This window comes from Xenorhabdus entomophaga (genome assembly GCF_037996725.1).
In the GTDB taxonomy this organism is placed as follows: Bacteria; Pseudomonadota; Gammaproteobacteria; order Enterobacterales; family Enterobacteriaceae; genus Xenorhabdus; species Xenorhabdus khoisanae.
Window position 1 is genome coordinate 1 of sequence record NZ_JBBMXH010000074.1, and the last position, 25,376, is coordinate 25,376.

At 43.2% G+C, this 25,376-nt stretch carries 23 protein-coding genes, 3 tRNA genes and 3 pseudogenes; 10 read left to right on the top strand and 19 right to left on the bottom strand.

Annotation, left to right across the window (positions count from 1 at the left end; all coding sequences use genetic code 11):
* Positions 1-110 precede the first annotated feature (110 nt).
* The 5 genes and pseudogenes from AAC854_RS15035 to AAC854_RS15055 form a co-directional block, all read right to left on the bottom strand.
* Positions 111-434, bottom strand: a pseudogene (locus tag AAC854_RS15035) (transposase); the annotation flags it as partial.
* Between the two features lie 410 nt (positions 435-844).
* Positions 845-1,114: a helix-turn-helix domain-containing protein gene (locus AAC854_RS15040; RefSeq protein WP_340617816.1), complete on the bottom strand. Its 270-nt coding sequence runs from the start codon at positions 1,112-1,114 to the stop codon at positions 845-847.
* 257 nt (positions 1,115-1,371) lie between these two features.
* Positions 1,372-2,241: an integrase domain-containing protein gene (locus AAC854_RS15045; protein ID WP_340617817.1), complete on the bottom strand. Its 870-nt coding sequence runs from the start codon at positions 2,239-2,241 to the stop codon at positions 1,372-1,374.
* Positions 2,225-2,419: a hypothetical protein gene (locus tag AAC854_RS15050; protein ID WP_340617818.1), complete on the bottom strand. Its 195-nt coding sequence runs from the start codon at positions 2,417-2,419 to the stop codon at positions 2,225-2,227. Before AAC854_RS15050 ends, AAC854_RS15045 begins: the two co-directional genes overlap by 17 nt.
* Positions 2,420-2,501: 82 nt before the next feature.
* On the bottom strand, positions 2,502-2,657 hold the full coding sequence (locus tag AAC854_RS15055) for a hypothetical protein (protein WP_340617819.1): 156 nt from the start codon (positions 2,655-2,657) through the stop codon (positions 2,502-2,504).
* A 543-nt stretch (positions 2,658-3,200) separates the two neighbouring features.
* On the opposite strand from AAC854_RS15055, the gene AAC854_RS15060 reads away from it, so the two are divergent.
* The 6 genes from AAC854_RS15060 (at position 3,201) to AAC854_RS15085 (ending at position 10,705) form a co-directional block, all read left to right on the top strand.
* Complete coding sequence (locus AAC854_RS15060; RefSeq protein ID WP_340617820.1) at positions 3,201-4,958, top strand: type VI secretion system baseplate subunit TssF; 1,758 nt, start codon at positions 3,201-3,203, stop codon at positions 4,956-4,958.
* A 44-nt stretch (positions 4,959-5,002) separates the two neighbouring features.
* A complete protein-coding gene (locus AAC854_RS15065; RefSeq protein WP_340617821.1) occupies positions 5,003-7,003 on the top strand; it encodes a type VI secretion system Vgr family protein in 2,001 nt (666 codons plus the stop codon).
* Between the two features lie 5 nt (positions 7,004-7,008).
* A complete protein-coding gene (locus AAC854_RS15070) occupies positions 7,009-7,812 on the top strand; it encodes a DUF4123 domain-containing protein (protein ID WP_340617822.1) in 804 nt (267 codons plus the stop codon).
* Positions 7,802-9,373 (top strand): DUF2515 family protein, encoded by a 1,572-nt coding sequence (locus tag AAC854_RS15075; protein ID WP_340617823.1) that lies wholly within the window; start codon positions 7,802-7,804, stop codon positions 9,371-9,373. The genes AAC854_RS15070 and AAC854_RS15075 overlap by 11 nt, the downstream gene beginning before the upstream one ends.
* Entirely contained in the window at positions 9,370-9,990 is a 621-nt protein-coding gene (locus AAC854_RS15080; protein WP_340617824.1) for a hypothetical protein, read from the top strand. The genes AAC854_RS15075 and AAC854_RS15080 overlap by 4 nt, the downstream gene beginning before the upstream one ends.
* Before the next feature lie 76 nt (positions 9,991-10,066).
* Positions 10,067-10,705: a hypothetical protein gene (locus AAC854_RS15085; RefSeq protein ID WP_340617825.1), complete on the top strand. Its 639-nt coding sequence runs from the start codon at positions 10,067-10,069 to the stop codon at positions 10,703-10,705.
* 395 nt (positions 10,706-11,100) lie between these two features.
* Here the strand turns inward: AAC854_RS15085 and AAC854_RS15090 are convergent, their stop codons facing one another.
* Entirely contained in the window at positions 11,101-13,533 is a 2,433-nt protein-coding gene (locus AAC854_RS15090) for a toprim domain-containing protein (RefSeq protein ID WP_340617826.1), read from the bottom strand.
* Between the two features lie 132 nt (positions 13,534-13,665).
* Here AAC854_RS15090 and AAC854_RS15095 point away from each other — a divergent pair, with 132 nt between their 5' ends.
* A complete protein-coding gene (locus tag AAC854_RS15095) occupies positions 13,666-13,845 on the top strand; it encodes a YlcI/YnfO family protein (RefSeq protein ID WP_340617827.1) in 180 nt (59 codons plus the stop codon).
* 69 nt (positions 13,846-13,914) lie between these two features.
* Here the strand turns inward: AAC854_RS15095 and AAC854_RS15100 are convergent, their stop codons facing one another.
* The 11 genes from AAC854_RS15100 to AAC854_RS15150 form a co-directional block, all read right to left on the bottom strand.
* The gene (locus AAC854_RS15100) at positions 13,915-14,124 is read right to left on the bottom strand and encodes a helix-turn-helix transcriptional regulator (RefSeq protein WP_340617828.1); all 210 of its coding nucleotides are present in this window, start codon (positions 14,122-14,124) and stop codon (positions 13,915-13,917) included.
* A gap of 554 nt (positions 14,125-14,678) precedes the next feature.
* Positions 14,679-15,101: a bleomycin resistance protein gene (locus tag AAC854_RS15105; protein ID WP_340617829.1), complete on the bottom strand. Its 423-nt coding sequence runs from the start codon at positions 15,099-15,101 to the stop codon at positions 14,679-14,681.
* A 94-nt stretch (positions 15,102-15,195) separates the two neighbouring features.
* Entirely contained in the window at positions 15,196-16,458 is a 1,263-nt protein-coding gene (locus AAC854_RS15110) for a tyrosine-type recombinase/integrase (protein ID WP_340617830.1), read from the bottom strand.
* A 163-nt stretch (positions 16,459-16,621) separates the two neighbouring features.
* A tRNA-Leu gene (locus AAC854_RS15115) sits at positions 16,622-16,708 on the bottom strand.
* A 6-nt stretch (positions 16,709-16,714) separates the two neighbouring features.
* A tRNA-Cys gene (locus AAC854_RS15120) sits at positions 16,715-16,788 on the bottom strand.
* 7 nt (positions 16,789-16,795) lie between these two features.
* A tRNA-Gly gene (locus tag AAC854_RS15125) sits at positions 16,796-16,871 on the bottom strand.
* A gap of 144 nt (positions 16,872-17,015) precedes the next feature.
* A complete protein-coding gene (gene pgsA / locus AAC854_RS15130) occupies positions 17,016-17,564 on the bottom strand; it encodes a CDP-diacylglycerol--glycerol-3-phosphate 3-phosphatidyltransferase (RefSeq protein ID WP_340617831.1) in 549 nt (182 codons plus the stop codon).
* Between the two features lie 56 nt (positions 17,565-17,620).
* Positions 17,621-19,453 carry an excinuclease ABC subunit UvrC gene (gene uvrC / locus AAC854_RS15135; RefSeq protein ID WP_340617832.1) on the bottom strand — a complete coding sequence of 611 codons (1,833 nt, stop codon included), beginning with the start codon at positions 19,451-19,453 and terminating at the stop codon, positions 17,621-17,623.
* A gap of 22 nt (positions 19,454-19,475) precedes the next feature.
* The gene (uvrY, locus tag AAC854_RS15140; RefSeq protein ID WP_340617833.1) at positions 19,476-20,135 is read right to left on the bottom strand and encodes a UvrY/SirA/GacA family response regulator transcription factor; all 660 of its coding nucleotides are present in this window, start codon (positions 20,133-20,135) and stop codon (positions 19,476-19,478) included.
* Between the two features lie 377 nt (positions 20,136-20,512).
* A complete protein-coding gene (locus AAC854_RS15145) occupies positions 20,513-20,914 on the bottom strand; it encodes a GFA family protein (RefSeq protein ID WP_340617834.1) in 402 nt (133 codons plus the stop codon).
* A 193-nt stretch (positions 20,915-21,107) separates the two neighbouring features.
* A complete protein-coding gene (locus AAC854_RS15150) occupies positions 21,108-21,476 on the bottom strand; it encodes a hypothetical protein (protein WP_340617835.1) in 369 nt (122 codons plus the stop codon).
* A 40-nt stretch (positions 21,477-21,516) separates the two neighbouring features.
* Here AAC854_RS15150 and AAC854_RS15155 point away from each other — a divergent pair, with 40 nt between their 5' ends.
* Both AAC854_RS15155 and budA read left to right on the top strand, forming a co-directional pair.
* Positions 21,517-21,747, top strand: a complete 231-nt coding sequence (locus AAC854_RS15155) for a hypothetical protein (RefSeq protein ID WP_340617836.1) — start codon at positions 21,517-21,519, stop codon at positions 21,745-21,747.
* A gap of 730 nt (positions 21,748-22,477) precedes the next feature.
* Positions 22,478-23,185 carry an acetolactate decarboxylase gene (gene budA, locus AAC854_RS15160; RefSeq protein ID WP_340617837.1) on the top strand — a complete coding sequence of 236 codons (708 nt, stop codon included), beginning with the start codon at positions 22,478-22,480 and terminating at the stop codon, positions 23,183-23,185.
* Between the two features lie 113 nt (positions 23,186-23,298).
* On the opposite strand, the gene AAC854_RS15165 is transcribed toward budA, so the two are convergent.
* Positions 23,299-24,066: a DMT family transporter gene (locus AAC854_RS15165; RefSeq protein ID WP_340617838.1), complete on the bottom strand. Its 768-nt coding sequence runs from the start codon at positions 24,064-24,066 to the stop codon at positions 23,299-23,301.
* Positions 24,067-24,362: 296 nt separating this feature from the next.
* On the opposite strand from AAC854_RS15165, the pseudogene AAC854_RS15170 reads away from it, so the two are divergent.
* Positions 24,363-25,202 (top strand): annotated as a pseudogene (locus AAC854_RS15170) (LysR family transcriptional regulator); the annotation flags it as partial.
* A 78-nt stretch (positions 25,203-25,280) separates the two neighbouring features.
* Here AAC854_RS15170 and AAC854_RS24335 read toward each other — a convergent pair.
* Positions 25,281-25,376 (bottom strand): annotated as a pseudogene (locus AAC854_RS24335) (IS982 family transposase); the annotation flags it as partial.

The following is a 25,376-nucleotide window of genomic DNA, read 5'->3' on the forward strand; positions in this document are numbered from 1 at the left end:
TTTTTACGGAGCTCCCCAAACGCCATCCCAACGATCCTCTGCACGATCTGCTCCCGTGGAACGTGAATATGGGCGACATCATGTAAATACACTGCTTAATTGGCCGCTTACAATATTTGTTCATCCATACCTGTGATACGGGTCTGATTTTTCTTCACAATTTGAGGTTCAAATGTACTTTCCCGATCACGGGGAATTTGTAATTCCAATGTGCCTTCGTCAGTCAGGAGAGTTTTAGAAGAGTAGCCATTACGGGTATTAGAGCCGGATTTTGGCTGATGTTTTTCATGCCCTAAATGCGTCGCTAATTCCGCTTTAAGTGCGGCTTCGACCGTCAATTTTTTGAGGAAACGGGAGAGCTGACTGAGATCTTCCGGGGTTTTGAGACTTTTAGCCAGCTCAGTCGCCAGAACTTGTAACTGTTTTTCGTCCATTTTATCACCTGTCTTAGTTGATTAGTTAAACATAATCGAAACAGGCAATTACACAAATTTAAAAACAGGGTCCTTTGGCAACATTAATACCGACACAAATCATTTCAGTCATGGTTCTTCGGCTCCCATTCTTGCAAATGCGAATTTTGTTTCAAGCAATTGTTCGGGTTTCTCGAAGAAAAGTAACAACCATGCGTCGAAAGCTCATTAACGGGCTTAATCCCTTGATGGTTATCTGACGGCATGATTGTTGCCAATTACCGGCCCGACTGGCGGTTATTATTGAAACCGCTACACTCAATGCGACTGAATTGGCTGAGTATTGCCATCAGAAAAGGCTCTATCATTTCACGCTCAAGGTTTTAGGTGAAAAATTATCATTTACAAACTAGATTACAAATTAAAGTAGATTATTTCTGTGATTTATTGCGAATCTTACGCTCAATCAGCTGACCATGCCGATCAAAATACCGGCTCGGCCAGATTTCTGAGGGATGGATTTCAAGAAAATTAGCAATAATCCACTCGCCTTTAGGCCACGGTCTGCTAAGTACATTTGCCAGTGTAGACGAACTGAGTCCAGATTTGCGAGAGAGAGCCGCTAAGGTTGTACCGCGCTTACGTAAGGCTGCGATGATATCTGCTTGATGCCAGTCATTTTGAATATTGTTGTTATTCATTCCTGCTACCCCTTCCATTAATTAATCATTGATGGTGGTGATTCAAGGCAGGGTTAGCAGACCGGGTCAAGATTCCGGCGAGACGTGAGTCTCCCCCACCTGAACCACCATTGAAAGGGTGAGCGCAGGCGCACTGGTAGAAACATCCTACCAGTGTTCTTGACTCAAGGCTGCTAAACCTTGACCATTGGATTTTGCCAATGGCGAGAATACTTTAACTGATTGTTTTACCTAACACAATAACCGAACGACTAAGTTTAACGACTATAAACCCGCTCAACGTAACGCCCACGCCCATCTCCATGCCCCAAATCCATTGAAACCAGTGCTCTTGATTCCTGACGGCTAAAACCATTCTGTTGGTAAAAACTCAATGCATCCTGCGCCCACGCATAGCGCAGACTATGAGGAGAGTGACAGCCTGTTAAACCAATCCTTGTGGTATGCGTTCGCCAGTAGTTCATGGCCTGTTTGAGATCGAGTTTATCAATCAATCTGCCGTTACGTTGTTCTGCGATAATAATCGCTTGCTCGACAGCAACTTTGACCGCAGCAATATCCAATACACGGGTTTGCCTTGGTCGGCCGCCTTTTGTACCGAAAACAACATGCAGTTTCGGTTCTGGTTGTTCTAATTGTTTACGCCAGCTTTTCAGTGAAGCACTGCATTGCACCGCTTCTTGAGAACGTAATCCCAGCAATCGGGCAAGTTTCAGTGTGACAGCAAATCCGGCATCACGTTCAAGTGCCTTCTGATAAACAACCTGAAATGTAGCATCAGGAATTGCCTGTTTCGTTCCGGCGCGGTTGGTGCCGCTTAATCCCAATGCCCTATTACTCAGGCGCGGCGAAGTTTCCAGCTTTTCCCTGCCTGCCATGCGGAAGATATTCCGCAGTGCGGACATTTCATTTTGCACCGTGCGCTTGGCAACCCCCTGAGATAAACGCGCATCAACGTAATGTTCCACATGCTTGGTTTTCAAATGGCTGAGGCTTTTAACCTGAATATTCAGGCTCAATAACAGCGCGCCCAAACGTCCGACGATCCGAATACGGTCATGGCAAGTTTTATGGCTGCCGCCACCTTGCCGGGCAAAAAATTTTAATTCTTTAATCAATCGACTCATCAGCTTCTCCCGCTCTTATACCTAACAACATGCGATCTCTGGCGCGCGACCATTCTGACAAAACAGAAAATACCTGTTTTGCCCTTGATCGATATCTGTGCGCCAGAGTGAATGCAGGTTGAGGTATTGCGGGGTATCGGTTGAGTACGCGGTACTGCCGCCTGCGTGTGCAGGTCATCCCCACCGGCTAAAAGCCAGCCTCGATATCGTCAAGTTCTCCTTTTTCAATCTAAAAATGCAGTGTCAGATTCACTGAGTGGTTAAGCAGGCGTGAGCCTGTCAGGGTTCGGTTGTTCTTTGGCTGCGGCGTCACTTTCAGCGGTAAACCGACGGAAAGTGACGCCTTGCGTTTCGTGAACAGTCAGCAAAAGTGATGCCAGCGTTGAAAGGCCAGCAGGCGCAGCAAAACGCTGCAAGGTTTAATCTCAAATAATTGCAATGCGTAGATTGTTGCCGTGTAGATAAATGATCGGCTGACTACTTTCGGCAGGGTAGGTCTATGAATGTGTTGTAAAAATCCAGTGCATGAGCTCACCGCTCAGTACACATTGGTGACAGAATAAACACCCTTTTGGGGCGTATTTTTGTTTAAGAAACCTTCATTGCCAGACCCCGTCTGACAATATCTGCTTCCGAAGGTGAGCAGATGTACCGCAATAACAGCACTCCCTTTCAGGCTACGGGAGTTTTGTGTTGCCGCTTGACGCTGATCCTTTCAGGCAACGGATCATATTAGGTAAGGAAAGATATTAATGATTAAGGTGAGGAGAGTCAAACCCGTACCACTTTGATTAGACTTATTTTTGTCTGAATTCTCATGCACATTCTGCTACTTCCACTATATTCCGCCAAAATCAGATTAAAATTGGATTTAATTAGTTGATTAATTTTATTGATGTGTGTGTACAATTATTTAACCTTCAAGATAAAAATAAATAACATAAGAAATGTAGAACATAATGAAAAACAACAAGGAACTGCGGTATCTGCACGAGCGGGCTTATTTGCGGGATTTGGCGCAGCGTATCGCAAAGGAATCACCGCATTTAGCCGAATTTCTCACCGATTCTCATGATCCCGATATTCAGCGTGTTTTTGAGGCCTTTGCCCTGTTAGTCGCCCGCATCCGGAATAAAATCGAGGATGAATTTCCTGAACTTGTTAACGAACTGTTGTCCCGCATCTGGCCGCTGGCATTAAGTCCCATTCCGCCCGCCACATTGTTGCAGTTTACGCCGGTTGATGATGAACATCAGGGTACGGCAGATATTCCGGCGGGTACCGCCGTTTCTGCCAGTCTGAACGGGCAATTACTGACCTTTAAAACCCGTCGTCCGCTGCATATTGAGCCGCTGATCGTGCAACAGCGGGCAGTGAGAAAAACCGAAACCCACAGCGAAATTGTTCTGACATTGCGCCAGACCGGTGTCATGTCCTCTGTCTGGCAAACGGGCGCGTTAACCTTTTTTCTCGGCACCGATACCGAATGCGCTGCCCAGCTCAGCCTGTGGTTAGATCAGCATATCAGTGATGTCAGCGTGAATGCGCAGAGCGAGCGCCGAAAACTGGATACTCTGCCTTATGGCTGGCATAACCTGCTGGATGAGCCGTTGCTGCCGATGCCGCAAAATACCTATGCCGGCCTGCAACCGATACTGGAATATTACGCGCAGCCAGAACTTTATCACTTTATGACGCTGGATATCAGCCGCAGCCGGGCAACACTGCCGCTGAATGCGGATGGCACCTTTGAGCTGATTTTTCGTTTTGAAGGTGAACTGCCGCTGGATGACGTGGATGAGGCGTTTTTTCTGGGCTGCGTGCCTGCTCTTCACCGGGAAAATCATACCAGCCCGCCGGTGCAACTGACAGCAGAGAATCACCGTTATCCGCTGCCACTGGGCGAGTCAGTGCAGTTATTCCGCTTGCAGGATATTCAGGTGGTGCAGCAACCCAGTGATGATGAGCAACGGGGTACCCCTTACCACTGGCTGCCGATTGAGAAGTTTATCCCCACCGGGCGATTCCGGGATGAGGATGAGCAACCGAATACCTTCTATTATCAGCTTCAGACGGAGCGGGATTTTTTAGGCCGCGTACAACATCAGTTGTGCTTTTTTGATGTCACAGGCAAAGCTGCGGATAATTTACCCGATATCGCTGTATCCGCACACTTTATCGGTTACCACGAATCAGTAATGACATTGCCATCCGGCACGATTACCGTGACGGAAGAAAGTTCTCCCTCGCACCTCAATGTCGAAAATATCACCCCCATTGCCAGCGATTATCCGCCATTATTACGGGAAGAAACCGGCTGGCCGCTGATTTCCGGTTTGTCCAGCCCACCAATGATGCTCTTTTCCCTCGACAGCCTGAAGCTATTTCTCCGCCTGTTTGACCCGCACACTGACACAAATCGCCCGTTGAGCCGTCAGTTTCAGCAACATATTGACGGCATTCTGCGGATCGAGGAGCACCTGACTGACCGATTGAAGCGAGGGCAGCCCATTCGCGGGCATCTGCTGACTCTCACCCTGAACCCCGATTGCTATCGCACCCCCGGTGAAATGTACCGCTTCTGCCGTCTCATCAATCAGGCGATGGCCTGTTTTGTTAGTCAGTCCACCTTTGTCATGCTGGAAATTTTTACACCCGCCAGCCGTACCGCACTGTGGCAGTTCTGGCAGGTCGATGGATTGCGCCCGGATATGTAATGAATTAAGGAACACGTACAACGCTTCAGAAGGAAACTATTATCATGAAAAGTGGATTACGTTTTGTCTGTACTATCGCAGGAGTGCCGGAAGACACCTTTGCGGTGGGGGAATTCTCGCTTCAGGAGGGATTATCCGACCTGTTTACCCTGAACCTGACGCTGGTCAGAGCAGGCAACGAAAACCCGTTTAAACCGCAGGCCGAGATTGATTTAGCGTCATTATTGATGCAGCAGGCGGTTTTGCAGGTGTTTCAGGATGAAACCTTGCAGCGCAAAATCACCGGTATTATCTCCCATGCCGACTGGATTGGCACCGACGGCAACAAAACCCTGTACACCCTGACCGTGCGGCCTGCCGGCTGGCGTCTGACACTCAATCAGGACAGCCGGATTTTTCATCAACAAAATGTGCCTGCTATACTGAACAGTCTGCTGAAAAAACACCACGTTAAAGCGGACTCCAAGCTCTACGATACCCATCAGGACAGAGAATATGCGACACAAAAGCGGGAATCCGATTATGCATTTTTCAGCCGTCTGGCAGCAGAAGAAGGGATGAGCTTCTGGTTTGAGGATGAAACCCTGTTTTTCAGTGACAGCCATCTGGGGATGACGGCGGGCTTGCCGTTGCAATACCAGCCCCAGCCGGAAACCGCTTACGGCGTTGATACCATTTATCAGGTGCGATTAGGCGTTGGCATGAGTCCGCAGCGTAGCCTGCACAAAGATTACAACCCGGAAAAGCCGCGTTATCACCTCTCTCATATGGAAAGCAGTGAGGGTTTTCGTGATTTCGGCAGCCAGACGCCGTATACCGTGTTTGAAAGTTACGGCCGTTTTCAGAAAGATGCCGCTGCTAAGCCGTTCCTGAAATACCGGCAGGAGGCGCTGGATAACCAGAAGCAAACCGGCAGCGCTCACAGTAACTGCATCAAACTGATGCCGGGGAAAATCTTCGAAATCAAAAATCACCCGCACAAACCAATGAATGCGCGCTGGCAGGTGGTCGGTATCAGCCATCACGGGCGCTGCCCACAGGCGTTTGGCGATAACAGCGGTGACGGCACGACGCTGAGCAATACCTTCAGCTTTATTGATGGACTTGTGGACTGGCGTCCGCCGTTCCACTACAAACCACTGGCAGATGGCGATGAAACCGCCATCGTAGTCGGCCCCGAAGGGGAAGAAATTTTCGTCAATAAAAACGGTGAGATAAAAATTCATTTCCACTGGAACCGCTACGATGACCCGGATGACGGCGCGTCCTGCTGGGTACGGGTAGCGCAGGGCTGGAACGGTAACGGCTACGGCTTTATGGCGATACCGCGTATCGGGCAGGAAGTGATTATTTCCTATCTCAACGGCGATATTGACCGTCCGATTGTCACTGGCTGCGTTTACAACGGCCTGAACCGTCCGCCGCTGGATTTACCTGCTGCTAAAACCCGTACCACCTTTAAAACCAAAACCCACAAAGGTAAAGGCTTTAACGAACTGCGTTTTGAGGATGCGAAAGGCAGCGAGGAAATCTACTTCCACGGGCAGAAAGATTTTACCGCCCAGATTGAAAATGACGTGCTCTGGCATATCAAACATGACCAAAAACAGCGCATTGATAATAACCGTTACCACGATATCCGCGCGGATGACCATCATCGGGTACAAGGCAGCCGAAAAATCACTACTGAGGGCGATGTATCACACCATATCGCGGGCAGCCAGCATATTCAAACCGGCGATGCCACGGTGATTGACAGCGGGCAGGAAATCCACCTGAAAAGCGGAGGCAAAGTGGTGCTGGAAGCGGCAGCAGAAATCACGCTGAAAGTGGGCGGCACCTTCCTGAAAGTCACACCGGGCGGCATTTTATCCTCGCCGATTCATGTCGGTCAGGGTTCCGGTGGCAGCGGACGCGGACTGGCACTGCAACTGCCGGAAGGCGTAGCACCGTTGCCGATGGTGGAGTTTCCGGCACATCCTTACTGCCCGTTACTGGCACAGCAGGATGTCAGTCCGGCGATTAAACCTGCCAAAAAGGAATGATCATAATGGAAAAAATAATGACAGAAACCGCAACGAGCTGGCAGGCATGGCTGAATAAACCCAGTGAGACACCGGTATTCTTTATCCTCAATTCACTGGCGCAGCCCAATCCGGTGGAGCAGTTTTACCTCAATGACTGGGTTGAACAGGCTTTTCCGCTCTACAGCGGGACACCGATGTACAAAATGCTGAAACACAGCCCGTGGCTGGTTCAAGCCAAAAGCAGTCAGTTATATCAGATAGGGGACATGCTGGATAAGCACACACTCAGTGATAACAGCTGGGGCTGGGCGTATCGCAGTGCAATACCGTGGCAGGAGCAGCTTGCTCACTGGCAACACCGCCAACTGGTGATGATGAATGGCGAGCAGGTACTGTTTCGTATCATGGATGCTCGCGTTTTTGGTGCGATGATCCCTGCTTTCACGCCCAGCGACTGGTCACTGATGCTGTCACCGGTCATAGAACTGATGGTCGATACACCTCAGCCAACGCCGTTTTGCCGTCCTGATGAATGTACAGCAGGCAATCCTGACATTCCGTTTACGCTGGGTGAGCATCTGCAAACAGTTTGGCTTCGCTCCTCATATGGTTTAAAAACATTAAATAATTCAATTTATTGTGATTTATGGGAAAACCATGGAGAGATCGCGAAACAACTGGATCAACCTATCGGAAATCTGGAACAGCAGATTGAACAGTGGCTGAGACAAAAACTTGATACTGGCTATTTTATTGAAAAAGCATCTGGTCAAGATTACCTGCTGGCAATGGAACAAGAAAAAAAACAGGAGCAGCATGATGAGTAATAATTCAGTGATTTGTCCCGACTGCGATAAGTTAGCTCAACGGACGGCTCGTATCCGGCTGATAGCGGATTACACAGGTAAACCAATACCTAACAAGTCCTTTACGTTGCTAAAAGGTGAATCAGAAATCATGCAGGGTGTGTCTGATGGGAATGGTGTCAGCAGAGACGAAGTTTTAACGACAACCCCGCTTTTTGTTGAAATATCGCCCCGTTTTCCTGTCAGAAAGGAAGAGGTTAAATTTTTTAAACAACACAGATACGATAGCTTAACCTTAAACAGGAGTACCAAATCTCTTGCAGAATGTAAGCCCTATAATGATGAAAAATATGGAAAAGTGGTTGATGTGCCTATCCTCACCGCAGAATGTCTCTGGCACCGATATCAGAAAGAGGCCGAAGATATTGTAGCTCCGGGAGGTAAACTAATTGCCGATCCGATAGCACGGAATAAACGCATCAATCAGACTTACGCCAGTATATGGTTAAAGGATAACCGTTTTCAGTGGGCTGGCCTTGCGGCTTTTGCTTCGAAGCAGGTGGGATGTGGATTGTTGCATGCTATTGTGATGATCAAAAAGATGCAAGCTGAAGATAAAGCTATACTTCGTAGACGTGAAAGCTTACAAGAGAGAGAATTTGAGCTGAATTTTCCAACGATTACTATTCGTGAAAGTGAAAGTAGCGCTAAGGCTAAAGAAGAACTTGAGCAAGCTAGTAAAAACAATCCACTATCGCCAGTTTTTTCAGGATCATCAACAGCCATATCGGGTTCAACAACAGCAGCAACAATATTATTTCCATCATCACCAGCGCAAGCAGCAACAACTATATCAGCAGCAACAGAAACGGTTTCAAATTTATCATCATTACCATCATCGCCATTACCATCAGTACCTTCGCCCGACGAACTTAAACGTATAGGAATGTCAAAGGCAGCACAAGAATCATTTAATTATGTCTATAAAATGATGGCGCTCGGAAATACAGCATTATTTTTGGATGTATATCCACTACATGCTTTCTACAAGCAACGTGGATTAGAGGAACTTAAAACTTGCCTATCTGTACGTAAGACTATCTACGGTAATAACAAATTCCCAGTATTGTGGCCGATAGAGCAAGAAAAATTGGAATTTGGTCTTCCTTACAAAGAGATACTCCAAACCTTTGGAGCGATAGACTCGGGTAATATTGTTAAAAGTGTTGAGCATCTCGCCTACCATGAACAGGTTAATATACTACAAACTTCAATGTACAGTGATCGCATTTTAGTTGGATTATTGCGTAGCAATCATGCGGCCTTTGTTACAAATATTCTTCCTGCTGGAATAACAGAGTCTATCGAATTAACACTGGCCAGCCAGTGCAAACTTGATGATGGCGACGAGCGAACCATTCAATTTAGTAATGATCCATTAGCTAATCTTGCTGAGGTAGAGCAGCGTATGCCTTTCGTTCTTAGAGCTGCACAACGGTTTAATGAATTGTTACATAACAACAAACGAAGTGTAATCGAAAAATCAATACAAACAATTGCTTCAGGTGGAGGTGTAGGATGAACCTATTACAAATCATAGGACTACGGCGTGGTAGTTTAATCATAATATTATCCATCATTTTTGGTCTGACGATTATCTATCTCTATCATGTTTTTTATTCCCGAGATCCCGAGATAGCCCTAGTGATCGGTGAACCTTACGATGATATGCGACAACGTTCTAGTGCTACTATTGACCCTCATATCCCAGGCCATGCTTGGTATAACATACCAAAAACGGATGCACGTTTACGCTTTATAGACCCCAAATATGGATTTCTAACGCCTCCAGCGCGATTTTTTACAGTTATGTTTGATGACGGAGTAATTACTAGTGTGCGTATGTCACCACAAATAGAGCCATTACTTTATGATGATGCGATCAAAATTGTGTTAGATTTACAAGAACAGTGGCGCAAAGGAGGCTGGGAGCTTACCAGGGAATATAATCCATTGGTTAATACACCAGCATTGCATGATAGCCTTCGTAAAATGAAAGGGGCTGGAATGACTTTTTGGCAAGCAGCTAAAAAGTATCAGATAATGTTAAATATGGCGCGTTTTAAAGATGACCGACATCCAGATGAAGAGCGATATTTGATTACACTGCAGATTGCAGAACCGTGGATAAACCAATAACGCAAATTTAGATAGGTGTGAGAATATTATCTCCTTACACCTATTTTCGGACTATTTCTTATGGACGAAGTATAAAATGAGTCTGTGGCAACGTATAAGGCAACACCGCGGACGTTTAATATTGGCATTATTAATCATTCTTAGTTTAATCGCTGCTTATCTATACTGTTCCATTAATTCCCGTGAACCTGCAGAAATAGCTTTGGTGATTGGAGAGCCTTATGACGCGATGCGGCAGCGCTCCAGTGCTAAAATTAGCCCAGCATACGATAATAGCATCGGATTCAGAGTCCCAAAAACGAATGCACGTTTACGCTTTACCGATCCGAAATATGGATTTATTACCCCGCCGGCAACATTTTTCACTGTTTCTTATAATAAAGGAATCATTGAGACAGTACGAATGTCTCCACAAATAGAACCGCTACTTTATGACGATGCAATTAAAATTGTACTGGATTTACAAGATCAGTGGCGCAACGCGGGTTGGGTTCTGACTCTAGCTAAGGAGTCCCCAGCTTTAGCTAACACGCCAGAATTACGAGCCAAACTTCGTAGTTTAATAGGCTCCGAATCGACCTATTGGCAGGCAGGTGAACAATATCAGATCATGTTAATTATGGCACGTTTCAAAGATGATCGGCATCTTAACGAAGAACGATATTTAATCACGTTGGCGATTGCCGAACCGTGGGTAAAGAATTATTCAGATTGACACTGACGCGCTGCGCTTGTCTTCTCAGATTGACCGGGTTAATGTATTAGCCCGGTCAATCTGAGAGCTGAAAAACACCTACCAGAAAAATGATTTTTATCTAACTCCCCCCTATAAAAGAATTAGCCATAAAACTGTTCACCTGTTCACTTTAAAATATTTTTATTTAAATTCAACATATTAAATGATGATAACTTGAAATTAAACTCATCATCACTCTTCATCCAAGCGTTCACCTGAAATCAGAAAAGCGGTGAATAGCGTTGAATAGTTTTGAACAGTTTAAAAATAACTATTCATCCTATAATGCCTTGATATATCTGATTTAAATCATAGGATGAATAGAGGTGAATACTTTTTTATAATTCTTTGAAAATAACTGCACTCAGGAAAAACTACTCTTCTGGCTGGTCATTCCTTGTCAGTTTTGGCAGCCATTCGTTGGCGGTATCAATATTCAGGCTTATATTACTGCGAATGCCGTATTTGCTTTTCTTACGCAGGTAATGCAGACCATATTCTGCCAGTGCACCCGGCATATCCATACCGAAGCGGGTGACAGAAACCGGTTTATTCAGATTGTTACCTTTCATATAAGCAAGGTAAGCATGGTAGAGATACTTACAGGGATTAAACGGCATAATTTCCGCATTGCCGATTAACAATCCATCAGCTTCATTAGATGCAATCAAGTGACCACAGAAATCCACTAAGGGATCGGTGCCGCGTTTGATGTCTAATGCTTCTTCTGATTTCTGTTGTTCTACCAGTAAACGTTTTGCTGCTCGTGGATCAATAAAACGATGCAGCAGATGCCGGATAATGACAGGTAATTCCGCTGCAATTTTATCCCGCAGGAACGGATCACGTTCATTTTCCGGTATAACTTCAGAAAAGTTGAAAATCACCCGACGCCGCGACACACCACCACTGCGATCACTGAAACTCATCGCATTGTTGTTGACGGCCAACACTACCGCAGGAATGCGCGTTGAGTAGGGTTGTTTGTGTTTTGGATCAATAGCGACTTCATCACCGCCTGTAATCGCCTTGATACCGGAACCATCACCCACATAGCGAGTCTGGTCTGGCAGGATAATCAGCGAATACCCCACAATTAGTGCCCGTTCCCGTGGATTTTCCAGTGCCGCCATACTTGCTGATACCGTATTCCCTTTACCTGCCAGCATTGAACAGATTTCAGCAAAGATGCTTTTGCCACTACCTCCGGCGCCGGTCACTTCCAGAAAAAGCTGCCAGTCATAACGGTTTGCCAGCACCATAAACAATGCGGCTAATACTCGTTCGAATTTATGCTCACAGTTGGCAGTTGCCCGATTAAGCCAATGCCAGAAGTGTGGTGCATGGTCATTCAGTGTTTCTCCCGCAGCAGGAGAATTAAATTCCACATCGCTGGCAAGTAATAACCAGTCGTTTTTACGATGAGATCGGAATTGCCCGATTTTCAGATCAAACACGCCATTACTGAAGCCGATTAAATGGCGTTTTGGCGGTTGCATCATGGGAAGCTGTAATTTCAGTGCATCCACAGCTGAACTGATACCATGCGGTGAGTAGGGCTGTTTTTCTTCCATAAAAGCAGCGACCATTTCCCGCTTTAAATCACGATCACTGATCGGATGCCAGACAATATCATCATAGTAATGAACTATTTCTGAAGCACCATCTAATGCCAGATTATCGTTATAACGTGCCAGTAAAACTTCACCTCGTTGGCTGGCACCCATCTGAGATAATGTTAGCTTCGAAGGTTCGCAATCATTAATCTGAGTGGTTTTTTTGGTTGATATCGGCTGGTAAATTCCCTGAGAAAAGGCCATTTTTGCCATATCTATACCATGTTGTTGACGATAATCATCCCAATCTGCTTTGTACTCAGTCGGTGGTAGTGTGACCCAGCCATTCACGGCAAGTGCAGCTTTTTCTGCTGAAATCTTACCGATATTCACTCTGAGCTTGCCGTTCTTATCCAGTTCACCGGAGTGATGCCAGTCATTATCAGCCGCAATAATGATTTTCGTCTCAGACCAGCGTTCCCGAACAGCTTTGGCAACAGAAAGTAAATTACCGGCATCCAGTGCTACCAGAACAGTGCCTTCACAGAGTTGGTTTACCGTCAGCGCAGTGGCATAACCTTCGGTAATAATGACTGTATCAGATTGTTCTTCCAGTTCTGATACAGTAATAAATGCACCTTTTTTCTGACTGCCGGATAATAATTTTTTCTCGCCGTTTGGCTTAATGATCTGCGCGCCGGTGATTTTTTTGTTGATCGTTGTCAAAGGCAGTAACAATGAACCCTCATCCAGCAGACACTGATGAGGATATTGCAACCCTTTTGCTGTCAGATAGGACGATTGTCCAGCAACAGTTTTTGCCATTAATTCCGATACTTTTTCAGCAATAGATTGTGCTGGATAAATCATTTCTCTGGCAGGTTTAGGTTCTGGCAAAGGTAGCGATAGTGCATCTGCAACAATCCTTGCTGCTTCAAGAATTGAGATCTCTTTGGTTTTTGTGACTAAATCCAGCCCATCACCATAGTTAGGTACATCGCACTGACGGCAGTGCCAGTTACCGTGATGGTGATCGTCAATAAAATGAAAGCGATCAGTACCACCACAAACCGGACAGGCACCATGTTTTCCCTTTGCAGGAACAGTAACACCACAAGCAGGCAGCAGATTTTCCCAATGGTACATGGCGGATCTTTTCACAGTTTGGATAAGCTCAAGCGGATTTTGTCCGTCTGCATTACCTGAATGTGTAAATTTAGGGTGAGTTTGGTTAGACTGTGTATCAGCCATTATCGTTACTCCAATTAACTGTTATTGGTTAGACGCCTCAGATGTGTTCCAGCACACTGGGGCGTTGTTTTTTCATATTGATATAGGTAATGTGTAATGACACATAAACACATTACAGCGAGTGTAATTGACATGTCAACACACAAAAATATTCGCCGAGGTAATCCTCCATTCCAATTCAGACTTGATCCTGAATTGCGAGCACTAATGGAGATTGCCCAGGCACAAGATGGTGATGAGTCTTTATCTGCATGGATTAAGCGAATCGTTCGTAGAGAATTGCAGTCAAGAGGTATTGAGCCAAACTCCTGAAGAAAACAAATTGAGGGTAGGCAAATGCCACCCTTTTTTGTCTTTCTATCAAACGGTAAGTACACGTTATTAAGCTCCACGAGACTCAGCAATCCGCTGATCTACCCAACCATCAATTTCTGATTCAATAAACGCAACTGAACGAGGGCCGATTTTGACTTGTTTCGGAAATTTATCTTCTTTGATAAGTCTGTAGATCCATGCCTTGCTGTAGCCCGTTCTGCGTTGAACTTCTGGCAGGCGAATAAAACTTTCTTTAGGTGTTGTAATCGTTGGCATGTATACCCCCTGTTATCGAGTCCTTGAAATACCTTGGTAGACGTTATTTGATGACAGAGGATTATTTAAAAATTCGATTTAATTGAAAGCGTAAACTCTTTATCCAATTTGTATAATTAAATATTGACAGGATGAAAAATAGACTTTTTTGCCACGGGCACACAAGTTTATAAAATAAGCAGTGATATAGATGCAATATCAACTTTCAATTAACTGATTGAATTAATGATATATTTTTTGTTTTTGATTTTATTGGTGCAAAAATTATCCTCTGTTGCCTGAGACAACAAAGATTAAAAAAACATCATATTTATGATGACAATTAAAAAGGTAGACGATACAAGAATCGCAGAATAAATCATTGACAAGATTTGAGCGTATGACTTTAGCCTTTATATTTTGTACGAAAAGCATACTTTGCTGTCAGTGCCAGCAAAGTATGAAAAATAGACATATTGAATTTTCTACGACTTTGAACTGATGGTATTTGTACGGAATTAGTACAATAATGAAACTAAAATGTACAAATTATCCGTTATAATTTCTTTAAGTTATTATTCGATATACTGGCTGAAACGGAGAAGGTAACCATCTGGATCTTGAACCAGAAATTCTCTCTGGCAGTACTCTGTATCACCTGTGTTGTAGTAGTTATCACAAAGAGCGCGGTATAGCGTGATATTATTATTCTGAAGTCGAGAAAATATGAGTTCAATATCATCGACTTCAATTTGAAAATTCACACCCCGACCTAGCGGCCTGACTAGTTCTGCGGTATTCCAGCCTTCCGGATGATATTGTTCAAGCATGAGTTGTGCTTCACCGAGACAGATGTAGGCAAAATCAGGTTCATCACGCCTGAACAAGAGAGTAAAACCAAGCACTTCAATATAAAAATGCAGCGAAGTAGAAAAGTTAGTTACAGTCAGTTCAGGAACCATCCGATTCCAATAGGCTTCTTTCGTGTTTGTCGTCATCAGTATTCTCTTGCTTGAAAAACAGACTATGTTGGCACTGCCAACATAGTCTAAAAAACAATCATATACTCAATTTGTTTGAGATGAATACAAATTATTTCCGATACTTCTTCGCAAAATCATACGGCGTGATATGTTTTTCCCGGTTGGCATCCAGATAATCCGCCCACCATTGTACCATCAACCGCCGTTCGTCCAGATGTTTAGAGGTGTGAATATAGGCGGCTCTGACGTTCTTTCTTTCCACATGGCTTAACTGGCGTTCGATGGCATCATCGTTCCATAATCCCGATTCCCCCATTGCACCGCGAGCCATTGTTCTGAAACCATGCCCACAAACGTCGATTTTGGTGTCGTACCCCATGCCGCGCAAGGCATTATTAACGGTACTTTCACTCATGACTTTTTGTGGGTCATGGTCGTTAGGGAACATCACTTCACATTCGCCGCTCAACTCGCGCAATGATTTAAATAAATTAACGGCCTGACGGCTCAGCGGAACAATATGCTCGGTTTTCATTTTCATGCCCCGTTCGGAGAATTTAACGCCCTCAATAGCTTTTCTTGTGGCGGGAATTTTCCAGACTGCCTTTTCAAGGTCGAGTTCTTCCCAACGGGCAAATCGCAGTTCACTGGAACGGACAAAGGTTAGTAATGTCAGTTCTACCGCAATGCGAGTGATCAAACGTCCATGATAGCGAGAAAGGCGAGTTAAAAATTCGGGTAAACGTTCGTGAGGCAGAGCGGGGTGATGTTTAGCTTTGACAGTGGAAAGGGCACCCGCCATATCATTAGCTGGATTGGAATCAAGAATATCGTTCTGAACGGCATATCGCATAATGGAAGTTACACGCTGCTGCAAACGCTGGGCAATATCATGTTTGCCATCGACATCAACGGCTTTGATCGGGGCTAAAAGCTGGCTTGTCCGCAAAGTGGAAATATCTAGCCTGCCAATATGAGGGAAAATATAATGCTCAAGGCTACGCATGATACGGTTACCGTGATCTTCACTCCAACGTTTATTGCTGGCGTGCCAGTCACGGGCGACTTTTTCAAAAGTATGTTTTCCCTTTGATGCTGCGTGTGTTTCTTTTTTCTCCGCTTTGGGATCAATGCCCTGAGCAATGAGCTTTTTGGCCTCATCACGTTTAGCGCGGGCATCAGCTAAAGAAACGGTAGGATAGACACCAAAAGCCAGTCGGTCTTCTTTTTTATCTGTGGGGCGGTAATACTTCATGCGCCAGTATTTAGAACCGCGTGAAGTGATCTCCAGATATAATCCACCACCATCGGCAAGTTTATAGGTTTTATCTTTGGGTTTTGCTGTCTCAACCTGTCGGGCATTTAGTTTCATTTAGGGGCACATTTAAAATAGAAGTGTAGATGCCCCGAATTATGCCCCGTCGAGTATGTTGATTGCAATAGACCAGAGTAGACCAAAAAAGAAAAGACCTGATTGATTTATCAGGTCTTTCTAAGAGTTAGTTTACTAGAGTAGACGTTAGTAAACTTATATATGGTGCCCAGGGCGGGACTTGAACCCGCACAGCCTAAAGGCCGAGGGATTTTAAATCCCTTGTGTCTACCGATTTCACCACCTGGGCTAAATTTGGAGGCGCGTCCCGGAGTCGAACCGAGGTTGACGGATTTGCAATCCGCTGCATGGCCACTCTGCCAACGCGCCTTTTTTTTGGAGCGGGAAACGAGACTCGAACTCGCGACCCCGACCTTGGCAAGGTCGTGCTCTACCAACTGAGCTATTCCCGCCTCACTTCGAACTTGTTGATTTACTTAACTTGTTTTGTAAACCTTATGTGCCGTTCGATGCGTTGCATTCTACTTATTTCACGAAATGAGTCAACACAATTATTTAGAAAACTCGCTCGTTCGCTGATTTTTACGTCACTTCGATCAACCTTCACGCAAATCAACCCATGCAGCGCTCAAATATTGAAACATTGACCAGAACGTCAATACCGCAGCAGCATATAATAAGATGAATCCCCCCACTTCCAGTTCAGCACAAGGACGCCATAATAAAGCAACTAATGCCGCCATTTGTGCAGTGGTTTTTATTTTTCCCAGCCATGAAACAGCCACACTGCTACGTTTTCCCAATTCTGCCATCCATTCACGTAGGGAGGATATGATGATCTCGCGAGCAATCATTGTCGCAGCAGGCAGTGTGATCCACCACGTATGATAATGTTCGGCGATAAGCACCAACGCAGTGGCAACCATAACTTTATCTGCTACCGGATCAAGAAATGCCCCAAAGCGCGTTGTCTGTTTCCATAAACGGGCAAGAAAGCCATCAAACCAATCCGTTGCAGCAGCGATAACAAAGATAATGGCACACAACATCGGTGCCCATTGGAATGGCAGGTAAAATGCCAAAACAAAGAATGGAATTAAGGCAATACGAAACAGGGTAAGCCATGTTGGAATATTTAATTGCATAATGCTTAGTAACTATCTGGCCATGTAAAGTTTATCAGTATGGTGCATCAATACTCTTAGTGTTTCAACGCATTATAGATTTTTTCTGCCAATGCATAAGAAATAGAAGGCACTTTTGCGATCTCCTCTACACTTGCGTTGCGTAAAGGCTGTAATCCACCCATATATTTTAGCAGCATTTGTCTGCGTTTCGGCCCTATACCTGCTATTGATTCCAGTGTACTGGTCTTTTTCACTTTTTCCCGGCGCTGACGGTGACCGGTGATGGCATGGTTATGAGATTCATCTCGAATATGTTGAATAACGTGTAAGGCTGGTGAGTCAGGGGGAAGCGCCATGCCCTCCCCCTCCGCTTCAAAAAATAAAGTTTCTAACCCTGGTTTGCGATCACTTCCTTTCGCAACACCAATCAGCTTGGGATGGTTTTTATCCCATTCAACTTCCAAGGAATTGAAAACTTCTATTGCCCGTGCGAGCTGCCCTTTACCACCATCAATAAAGATGATATCTGGAATTTTGGATTGATCAATCGCCTTACTATACCGACGATGTAAAACTTGGTTCATCGCCGCATAATCATCTCCGGGTGTGATACCCGTAATGTTATAGCGACGATATTCTGCACGCACAGGGCCGTTACTATCAAAAACAACACAGGATGCAACAGTCTGTTCTCCCATTGTATGGCTGATATCGAAACACTCCATACTCCCAATTTTTGTGAGACCAGTAAAGGCAGCAAGTGATTCTAAGCGTTGATGGATTGTTGATTGCTGGGAAAGTTTCGTGGTTAGTGCAGTTGCTGCGTTAGTGCGTGCCAATTTCAGGTAACGCGCTCGATCGCCTCTTGGGCGAGCTTGGATATGGATCTTTCTGCCCGATAATTCAGAAAGTGATGTTTCCAACAGTTCTTTTTCAGGTAACGCAAAATCCAGCAAGATTTCTGTCGGTAATGTTCTGTTTTGACTGCCCTGAAGATAGAATTGGCCAAGGAAAGTTTGTACTACTTCATCTAATTTAGTATCAACAGGAATTTTGGGATAGTAACTCCGGCTGCCCAATATTTTTCCTTGACGGATAAATAATACATGCACACAGGCCATACCTGATTCAAAGGCGACACTAATAACATCAAGGTCATCCCCCTCACCAGAAACAAATTGCCGTTCAGTCACTTGTCGTACAGCTTGAATCTGGTCGCGGTAACGAGCAGCATCTTCGAATCTAAGTTGCTGGCTGGCCTTTTCCATTTTACCCACCAATTCAGTCAGTACTTGTTGATCCTTACCTGCTAAAAACAAGCGAACATATTCAACCTGCTGTTGATATTCTTCATCTGTTACGAACCCCTTAACACAAGGAGCAAGGCAACGACCAATCTGATATTGCAAACAAGGCCTTGAGCGATTGCGATATACACTGTTTTCACATTGACGGATAGGAAATAATTTCTGCAATAAAATCAAAGTGTCACGCACAGCATGGGAATTGGGAAACGGCCCGAAATATTCGCCCTTCGCGTGTTTAGCGCCACGGTATAATGTCAGACGAGGATGAATATCACCACTTAAGAAAATGTAAGGATAAGATTTATCATCTCGTAGCAATACATTATAACGAGGTTGATAAAGTTTGATGTAGTTGTGTTCGAGCAGAAGCGCTTCAGTTTCCGAGTGAGTGACAGTGACGTCTATCTGAACGATATTTTTCACCAGTGATTCTGTTTTACGGCTGCTGACTTGTGTCCGAAAATAGCTGGATAACCGTTTTTTCAGGTCCTTGGCCTTGCCGACATAAATCACCGTACCAGAGGCGTCATACATTCGGTAAACACCCGGCTGACTAGTGACTGTTTTTAAAAATGTCTTTGAATCAAATTGATCTGCCACGATTTCCACCCATCAAATTGTCTCACCCACCGTGGTTCACTATATCTTGTGTATCAAGCAATCCACAGCGTATTGCTATATGGGTCAATTCTACATCACCATTGATATTTAGTTTACTGAACATTCTATAACGATAGCTATTCACCGTTTTAGGACTCAAATTAAGCAGTGTAGAAATCTCATTAACCTTACGACCTTGGGTTATCATTGTCATGATTTGTAATTCACGCTCTGAAAGTTCATCCAATGGATTTTCTTTTTGGGGAGATAATTGATTGAGCGCCATCTGCTGGGCAATATCCGGGGAAATATAGCGCTGACCAGCATAAACTGTTCGAATCGCATTAATCATATCCTGAGGCGTTGCCGCTTTGCTCAAATACCCCCTGACTCCTGCTTGCATCACTTTTGTCGGCAAAGAGCTTTCAGTATGGATAGTTAGCATAATCACTCGTATATCAGGTGAATAGCGGATAATTTTTTTGGCTGCTTCAAGCCCTCCGATTCCGGGCATTCCCATATCCATAATCACAACATCTGTGCCGTTTGATCTGCACCATTTGACCGCATCTTCTCCGCTTCCAGCTTCTCCTACGACTTTAATTCCTCTTGCATCATCAAGGATACCTTTCACACCAATGCGAACCAGTTCATGGTCATCAACTAATAAAACATTAATCAAACAACATCTCCACTAATGTAATACCCACTGAAATAGTGATAAATTAATAAGTTCCAAAACCAAGCTAATATGTTTATTTTATCTTCATGATTTTCATAAGATAATTTAAAAAGAAGACAGCATTCTCTCTCGGGTGAGAGGGAAATCTTTTTGACGAGTTAACGGATTATACTAACATTAGTACGAAACAGAAAGAAAATTGTTACATATCAATAAAGTAAATTATTTTAATCATTCTGTTTATTATGAAATATTTTGACCACATAGCCTTGATTAATACTTTTCAGAACAACATATAAATATATTATTCATAATAGCCCACTTTAATCCACCATAATATGAACGGGGAGTAATATACCCCATTCATATTGTAACAATTATTTAAATAAATTAAGAATATCTTGTTTAGTCAACATCGGCGTTTTTTCAACAAAATTATAATACTTCGGCTTGCTGTCTACATAAATCTGGCGAGATAATTTACTAGAATGATTATTTTCGAACAAGGCAACTGGAACATAATAAGCACTGGGATGATGTAAGTGATAGAAAAGATGTGTACCACATTTTTTACAGAAAGCTCGTTCTGCCCATTCTGAGGATGAATATGTTGAAATATTTTCAGTCCCTTCTATTTGTAAATCATCCTTACAGTCTACGGATAAAAATGGGCCTCCATTCCATTTTTGACACGTATTGCAATGGCATGCGTTAACTTCCTCAATGCCTTGACCGGTTTTTATACCAACAGAACCACATAAACAACGACCTTGATTCATGACCTCACTCCCACCTTTGCCAAAATTTATAGGAAAAACCTTATATCTGAGGTTGAACGACATTACTATCATGTTTCATCAAAAACCCCATGTTCACCATAATAATTTCCCCGATTTTTAGCGCGTCATATAAATAATAACTAATAGCTTCCAAATTGCAGCTTAAAAAATGAAAATACAAATAAACGATAAATTATTTATCTCGTGTATCATCATCTTCATCATCATCATCATCAATATGCCAATTGTGCAGTATTCGATGGACAAAAGGCGTCACCACCATCCCAATTGCGATGAAAAAGATAGCCTGAAGGAATAGTCCATAAATGGCTGCAAAATATTTTCCCAGCATACTGACTGGTTCAATATGTAAATTTTGAGTTCCAATCATTGAAACAGAATTCAATATTGCATCAGGTATAGCATGGCTTTCAATCAGGAAAAACCCCAATACGCCGGGAATAATGCCGATCAAAAAGATAATAAATGCGTGCAAAAGGAAACGCACTATCCGTAAAAGAAATCTATCGAGGCTAATTAATTTATCAGTAAACTTTTCCATACCAATCCTCCACTAATAAATTAGTTACCATGGTGATTGTATGTTAGTTTTTATTTTTATCAATGATAATCCGTCAGATATTTCCAATTACGCTGAATACTGGTTCCACATAAAAATAAAGAGGTATCACGTGGAGCAACAATACTTCATTGGTGTTGATATTGGCTCAGACAGTGCACGAACAGCTATTTTTGATCTAAAAGGTAAGCAATTAGCATTTTCCGCCTATCCTATCCAGCAATTTTATCCCAGAAAAGATTTTGTCGAATAATCCTAATCAGACATTACGAGCAGGAAAGGTTACTTATTCGGATAATGAAAGATTTTCCATTCCATCAGGCCAAATATCGAACTTATTTGCAAATGTACCAAGATCAACAGAAATACGTTGATATGACAATCCAATCCCAGTCAGTGTGTATTGTTTCAGGCAACCCTACAGGGATTGAACACAGAAACCACAACATATATGCAATATGTGAAGATTTTGAGCACAGCTCTTTAAAAGAATAAAAATATTTCTAAAGAGAAACATTAAATTTAATAACACATCAATAAAATGGAATGATAACTCAAAAATCCAAAGGAAAGTTTCACTTCATTATTCACCAGATTAACAAATAATGCTTTTAATTCATTCTTAATGGCACATGCCATATTAATACCACGCCTTATATTGCAGTGAAAACAATCGATATTAACCAATTAACAACCTCAAATCAACACCGATAATATTAATATATTTAATAAAAACAATACCTTATTTTTTATAACTAACCCTTGATAAACCAGTGAATTAAAAACTTAAATAAAAGAAAAATCAAAACAGAAATTAATGAATGGATGAATTTCATATCTAATGACAATAATTTATAAATACAATTGACTTGACATGACTAATAGCTAACGATATTAATTCAATACCTAATAAGAATCTGAGATATTCGCCATAGATATTCAATTTATTTCTCATTTTTGTGTGATGGCAAGGGAGAAGGCATATGAAAAGCCTGACAATAAATCAGTATTCTACCATTCATGCTTTAGTATCCGGCGTCTTTGATGGAATGTTTAAAATATCAGAAATCAGCCATGGTGGTTCATTCGGCATTGGCTGCTCACATGCACTCGCGGGTGAAATGATTGCACTGGATGATACCTATTTTGAGATCCAAGGGGCGGGAAATATACGTCAATTAACCGATCATGAGCAACTGCCTTTTGCACAACTAACACATTTTAATCCTGACGATCAATTTCCTGTTTCACATATCAGTAAGAAAGATATTTACTCACAGTTATCTGCTCAAACAAACATAGATAATATTTTCGTGGCAATAAAAATTGAAGGACTCTTTGAAGATGTTTGGTTTCGACGAACCAATCATCAGGAAAAACCTTACAAACCCTTTATTGAAGCAATAGCAGAACAATCTGAAGAAACACTCCATGATATCTCTGGTGTAATGATTGGTTTCTGGACACCCGAACACTTTCAAGGTATTTCGGTAGCGGGTATTCACCTTCATTTTATCGATGATGCCCGAAAAAATGGCGGGCATGTCTTCGGATTTCAACTGAAAAATGGCCTTTTAAGCTATGAAATGAAGCAAGACGTAAAAATTCACCTGCCAAGTAAGAATGAGTATCTCAATACTGACCTCAAGGTTAGTGATTTGGACAATATTATCAAGCGTTCAGAAGGTTAAGGAAAAAAGATTGAAAGCAAAATGCTTAACTATATCCAATGAATTTTATATTCAGGTTGTATTGCAGGGAAAATCAGCATAATCCCTGCAATAATTTGCAGCCTATTCCACTGCTACGGGTTATTTAACCGCCCTTTAAATGGTTTCTTCACAACCATTACTCCCTGCCCTAACAATACCCCCACAATAGTGATAATGATACCAACCAATTGTGCCAAACTAGGCATGTTGCCCATAATCACCTGGATAATAAGTGCAAAAATCGGAACAAAATTGAAAAATATCGCCGTCTTTCCTGCTCCGCGAATTGCAACTCCCATATTCCAAAAAAGATAAGCAATTGTGGAGCCGCCAATGCCTATATAAATACAGGCCAAATGGCTTTCAAACGTTCCAGATGATAATGCAGGGATGGGTGACTCAATAAAAAATGCAATAAAAGCCAATATAATTGCACCAAAAAACATCGTCCAACTGGTCGTCTCCAATGGTGTCGCATTTTTAATAAACTTCCGTATCCCTACTGTATACATCGCCCAACCAAGACTCCCGATAAAAATGATCATATCACTGGTTGCTACCTGAATTTCACCACCTAAAACCAACTGACCATTGGTAATGACTAAAGCAACGCCTGATAAGCTAATCGCCATGCCAACTATACGCATAAGATCAGGTAACTGACGGTATATAATGGCTTCGAAAATATTGGCAGAAATAGGCGTCGTAGCGACTATCAACGCAGCCGTGATCGGACTTGCGCTTTGAAGACCAACAAAAAAAGCGCCATTGAATCCTGCGACGCCAATCGCCCCAAGAATAATAAATTCTCGCCAGTTTTGTTTCAAAACCTTGCCATGAATTCCTTCTTTCCATGCCAAGAAAATGAAAATACAGATGACCGCAAAGAAAAAAAAAGCGCTCAACAGAAGCTGTCCACGGAGGCAGGCTCACAAGAGCAAATTTAGTGACCTGAAAATTTGATCCCCAAAAGAATGTTGCAATTAACGTTAGCATAACCGCGATCTGTGATGTTGTTCTCATATCCTTTACCTTAATTTTTCGATCTTTCACCCACTAAACTGAATTACTTTTAGCAAAATCATTGTGGCATCTTTCAAATTTGAAATATTTAGACAATATTGGTAATCAGTTTTTCATAAATGGAAATCACATCGTGCAATCACTTATTTGGGATGATATTCGAGTATTCTTAACAGTCACACGAATGGGCACTATCAGTAAGGCAGCAGATACTCTTGGTATCGGTGTGGCAACAGTATCGCGAAAAATCGAACGACTGGAATCCACTTTCGGGATGCCTTTATTTTTACGACATCAGGCGGGGTATCGGCTAACAGAAGATGGCGCAAAGCTATTGGAAAAGGCCGAGGCCATGGAAATGGCAGCAAGCTCATTTCTATTTGAAGCTGATATACGAGCCGCCATTGCGGGAACAGTACGACTTGCAACGCTGGAGACGTTAGCCAATCATTTAATTATACCGGGCTTGTCCATCTTACAAAAAAATCATCCAAAACTGGCACTGGAAATAACAACCGATCTCTACCCTGTTAATCTTCACCGCCGCGATGCTGACTTAGCACTCCGCATCATCAGGCCTGAACAAGGTCATGTTAATGTTCGTCAACTGGGAACGTTGGGATTTGGTCTTTATGGAAGCACAGACTATTTGGCGACCTGCGCTTCTGGTCTATTTCAAGGGGAATATGACAATGCTCACTTTATTGGCTGGACAGGTGAATACTCACAACTTCCTTCTGTTAGCTGGCTTAAAAAGACTCTAAAAGGTCGTCCGCTTTCAATCTCAACAACATCAATTTTTACTCAGATTACAGCAGCAAGTGAAGGGCTTGGATTGGCTGTATTACCCCATATTGCGGCCAGTAATACCGGGCTTATCTGTGTTTCGCGTGACTTGGGTATAGATAGACCCATCTGGCTTGTGATTCAGTCTGATTTAGCTCACTCGCCGAGGATACGGAAAGTCGCCGATTTTTTGGCAGATATCGTTTTTCAGAATAGAGATAAACTTTCAGGGCAAACTGGCATTAACTTCACGCGATGCTCGACTTTAACATCCTATGACGTTGGCTTGTTGAAGCCAGTCGCGTTGACTTTTACCTTGTTTAAAATTGGCAAAAATGCCCAACGTATGAGAAAGCAGTTT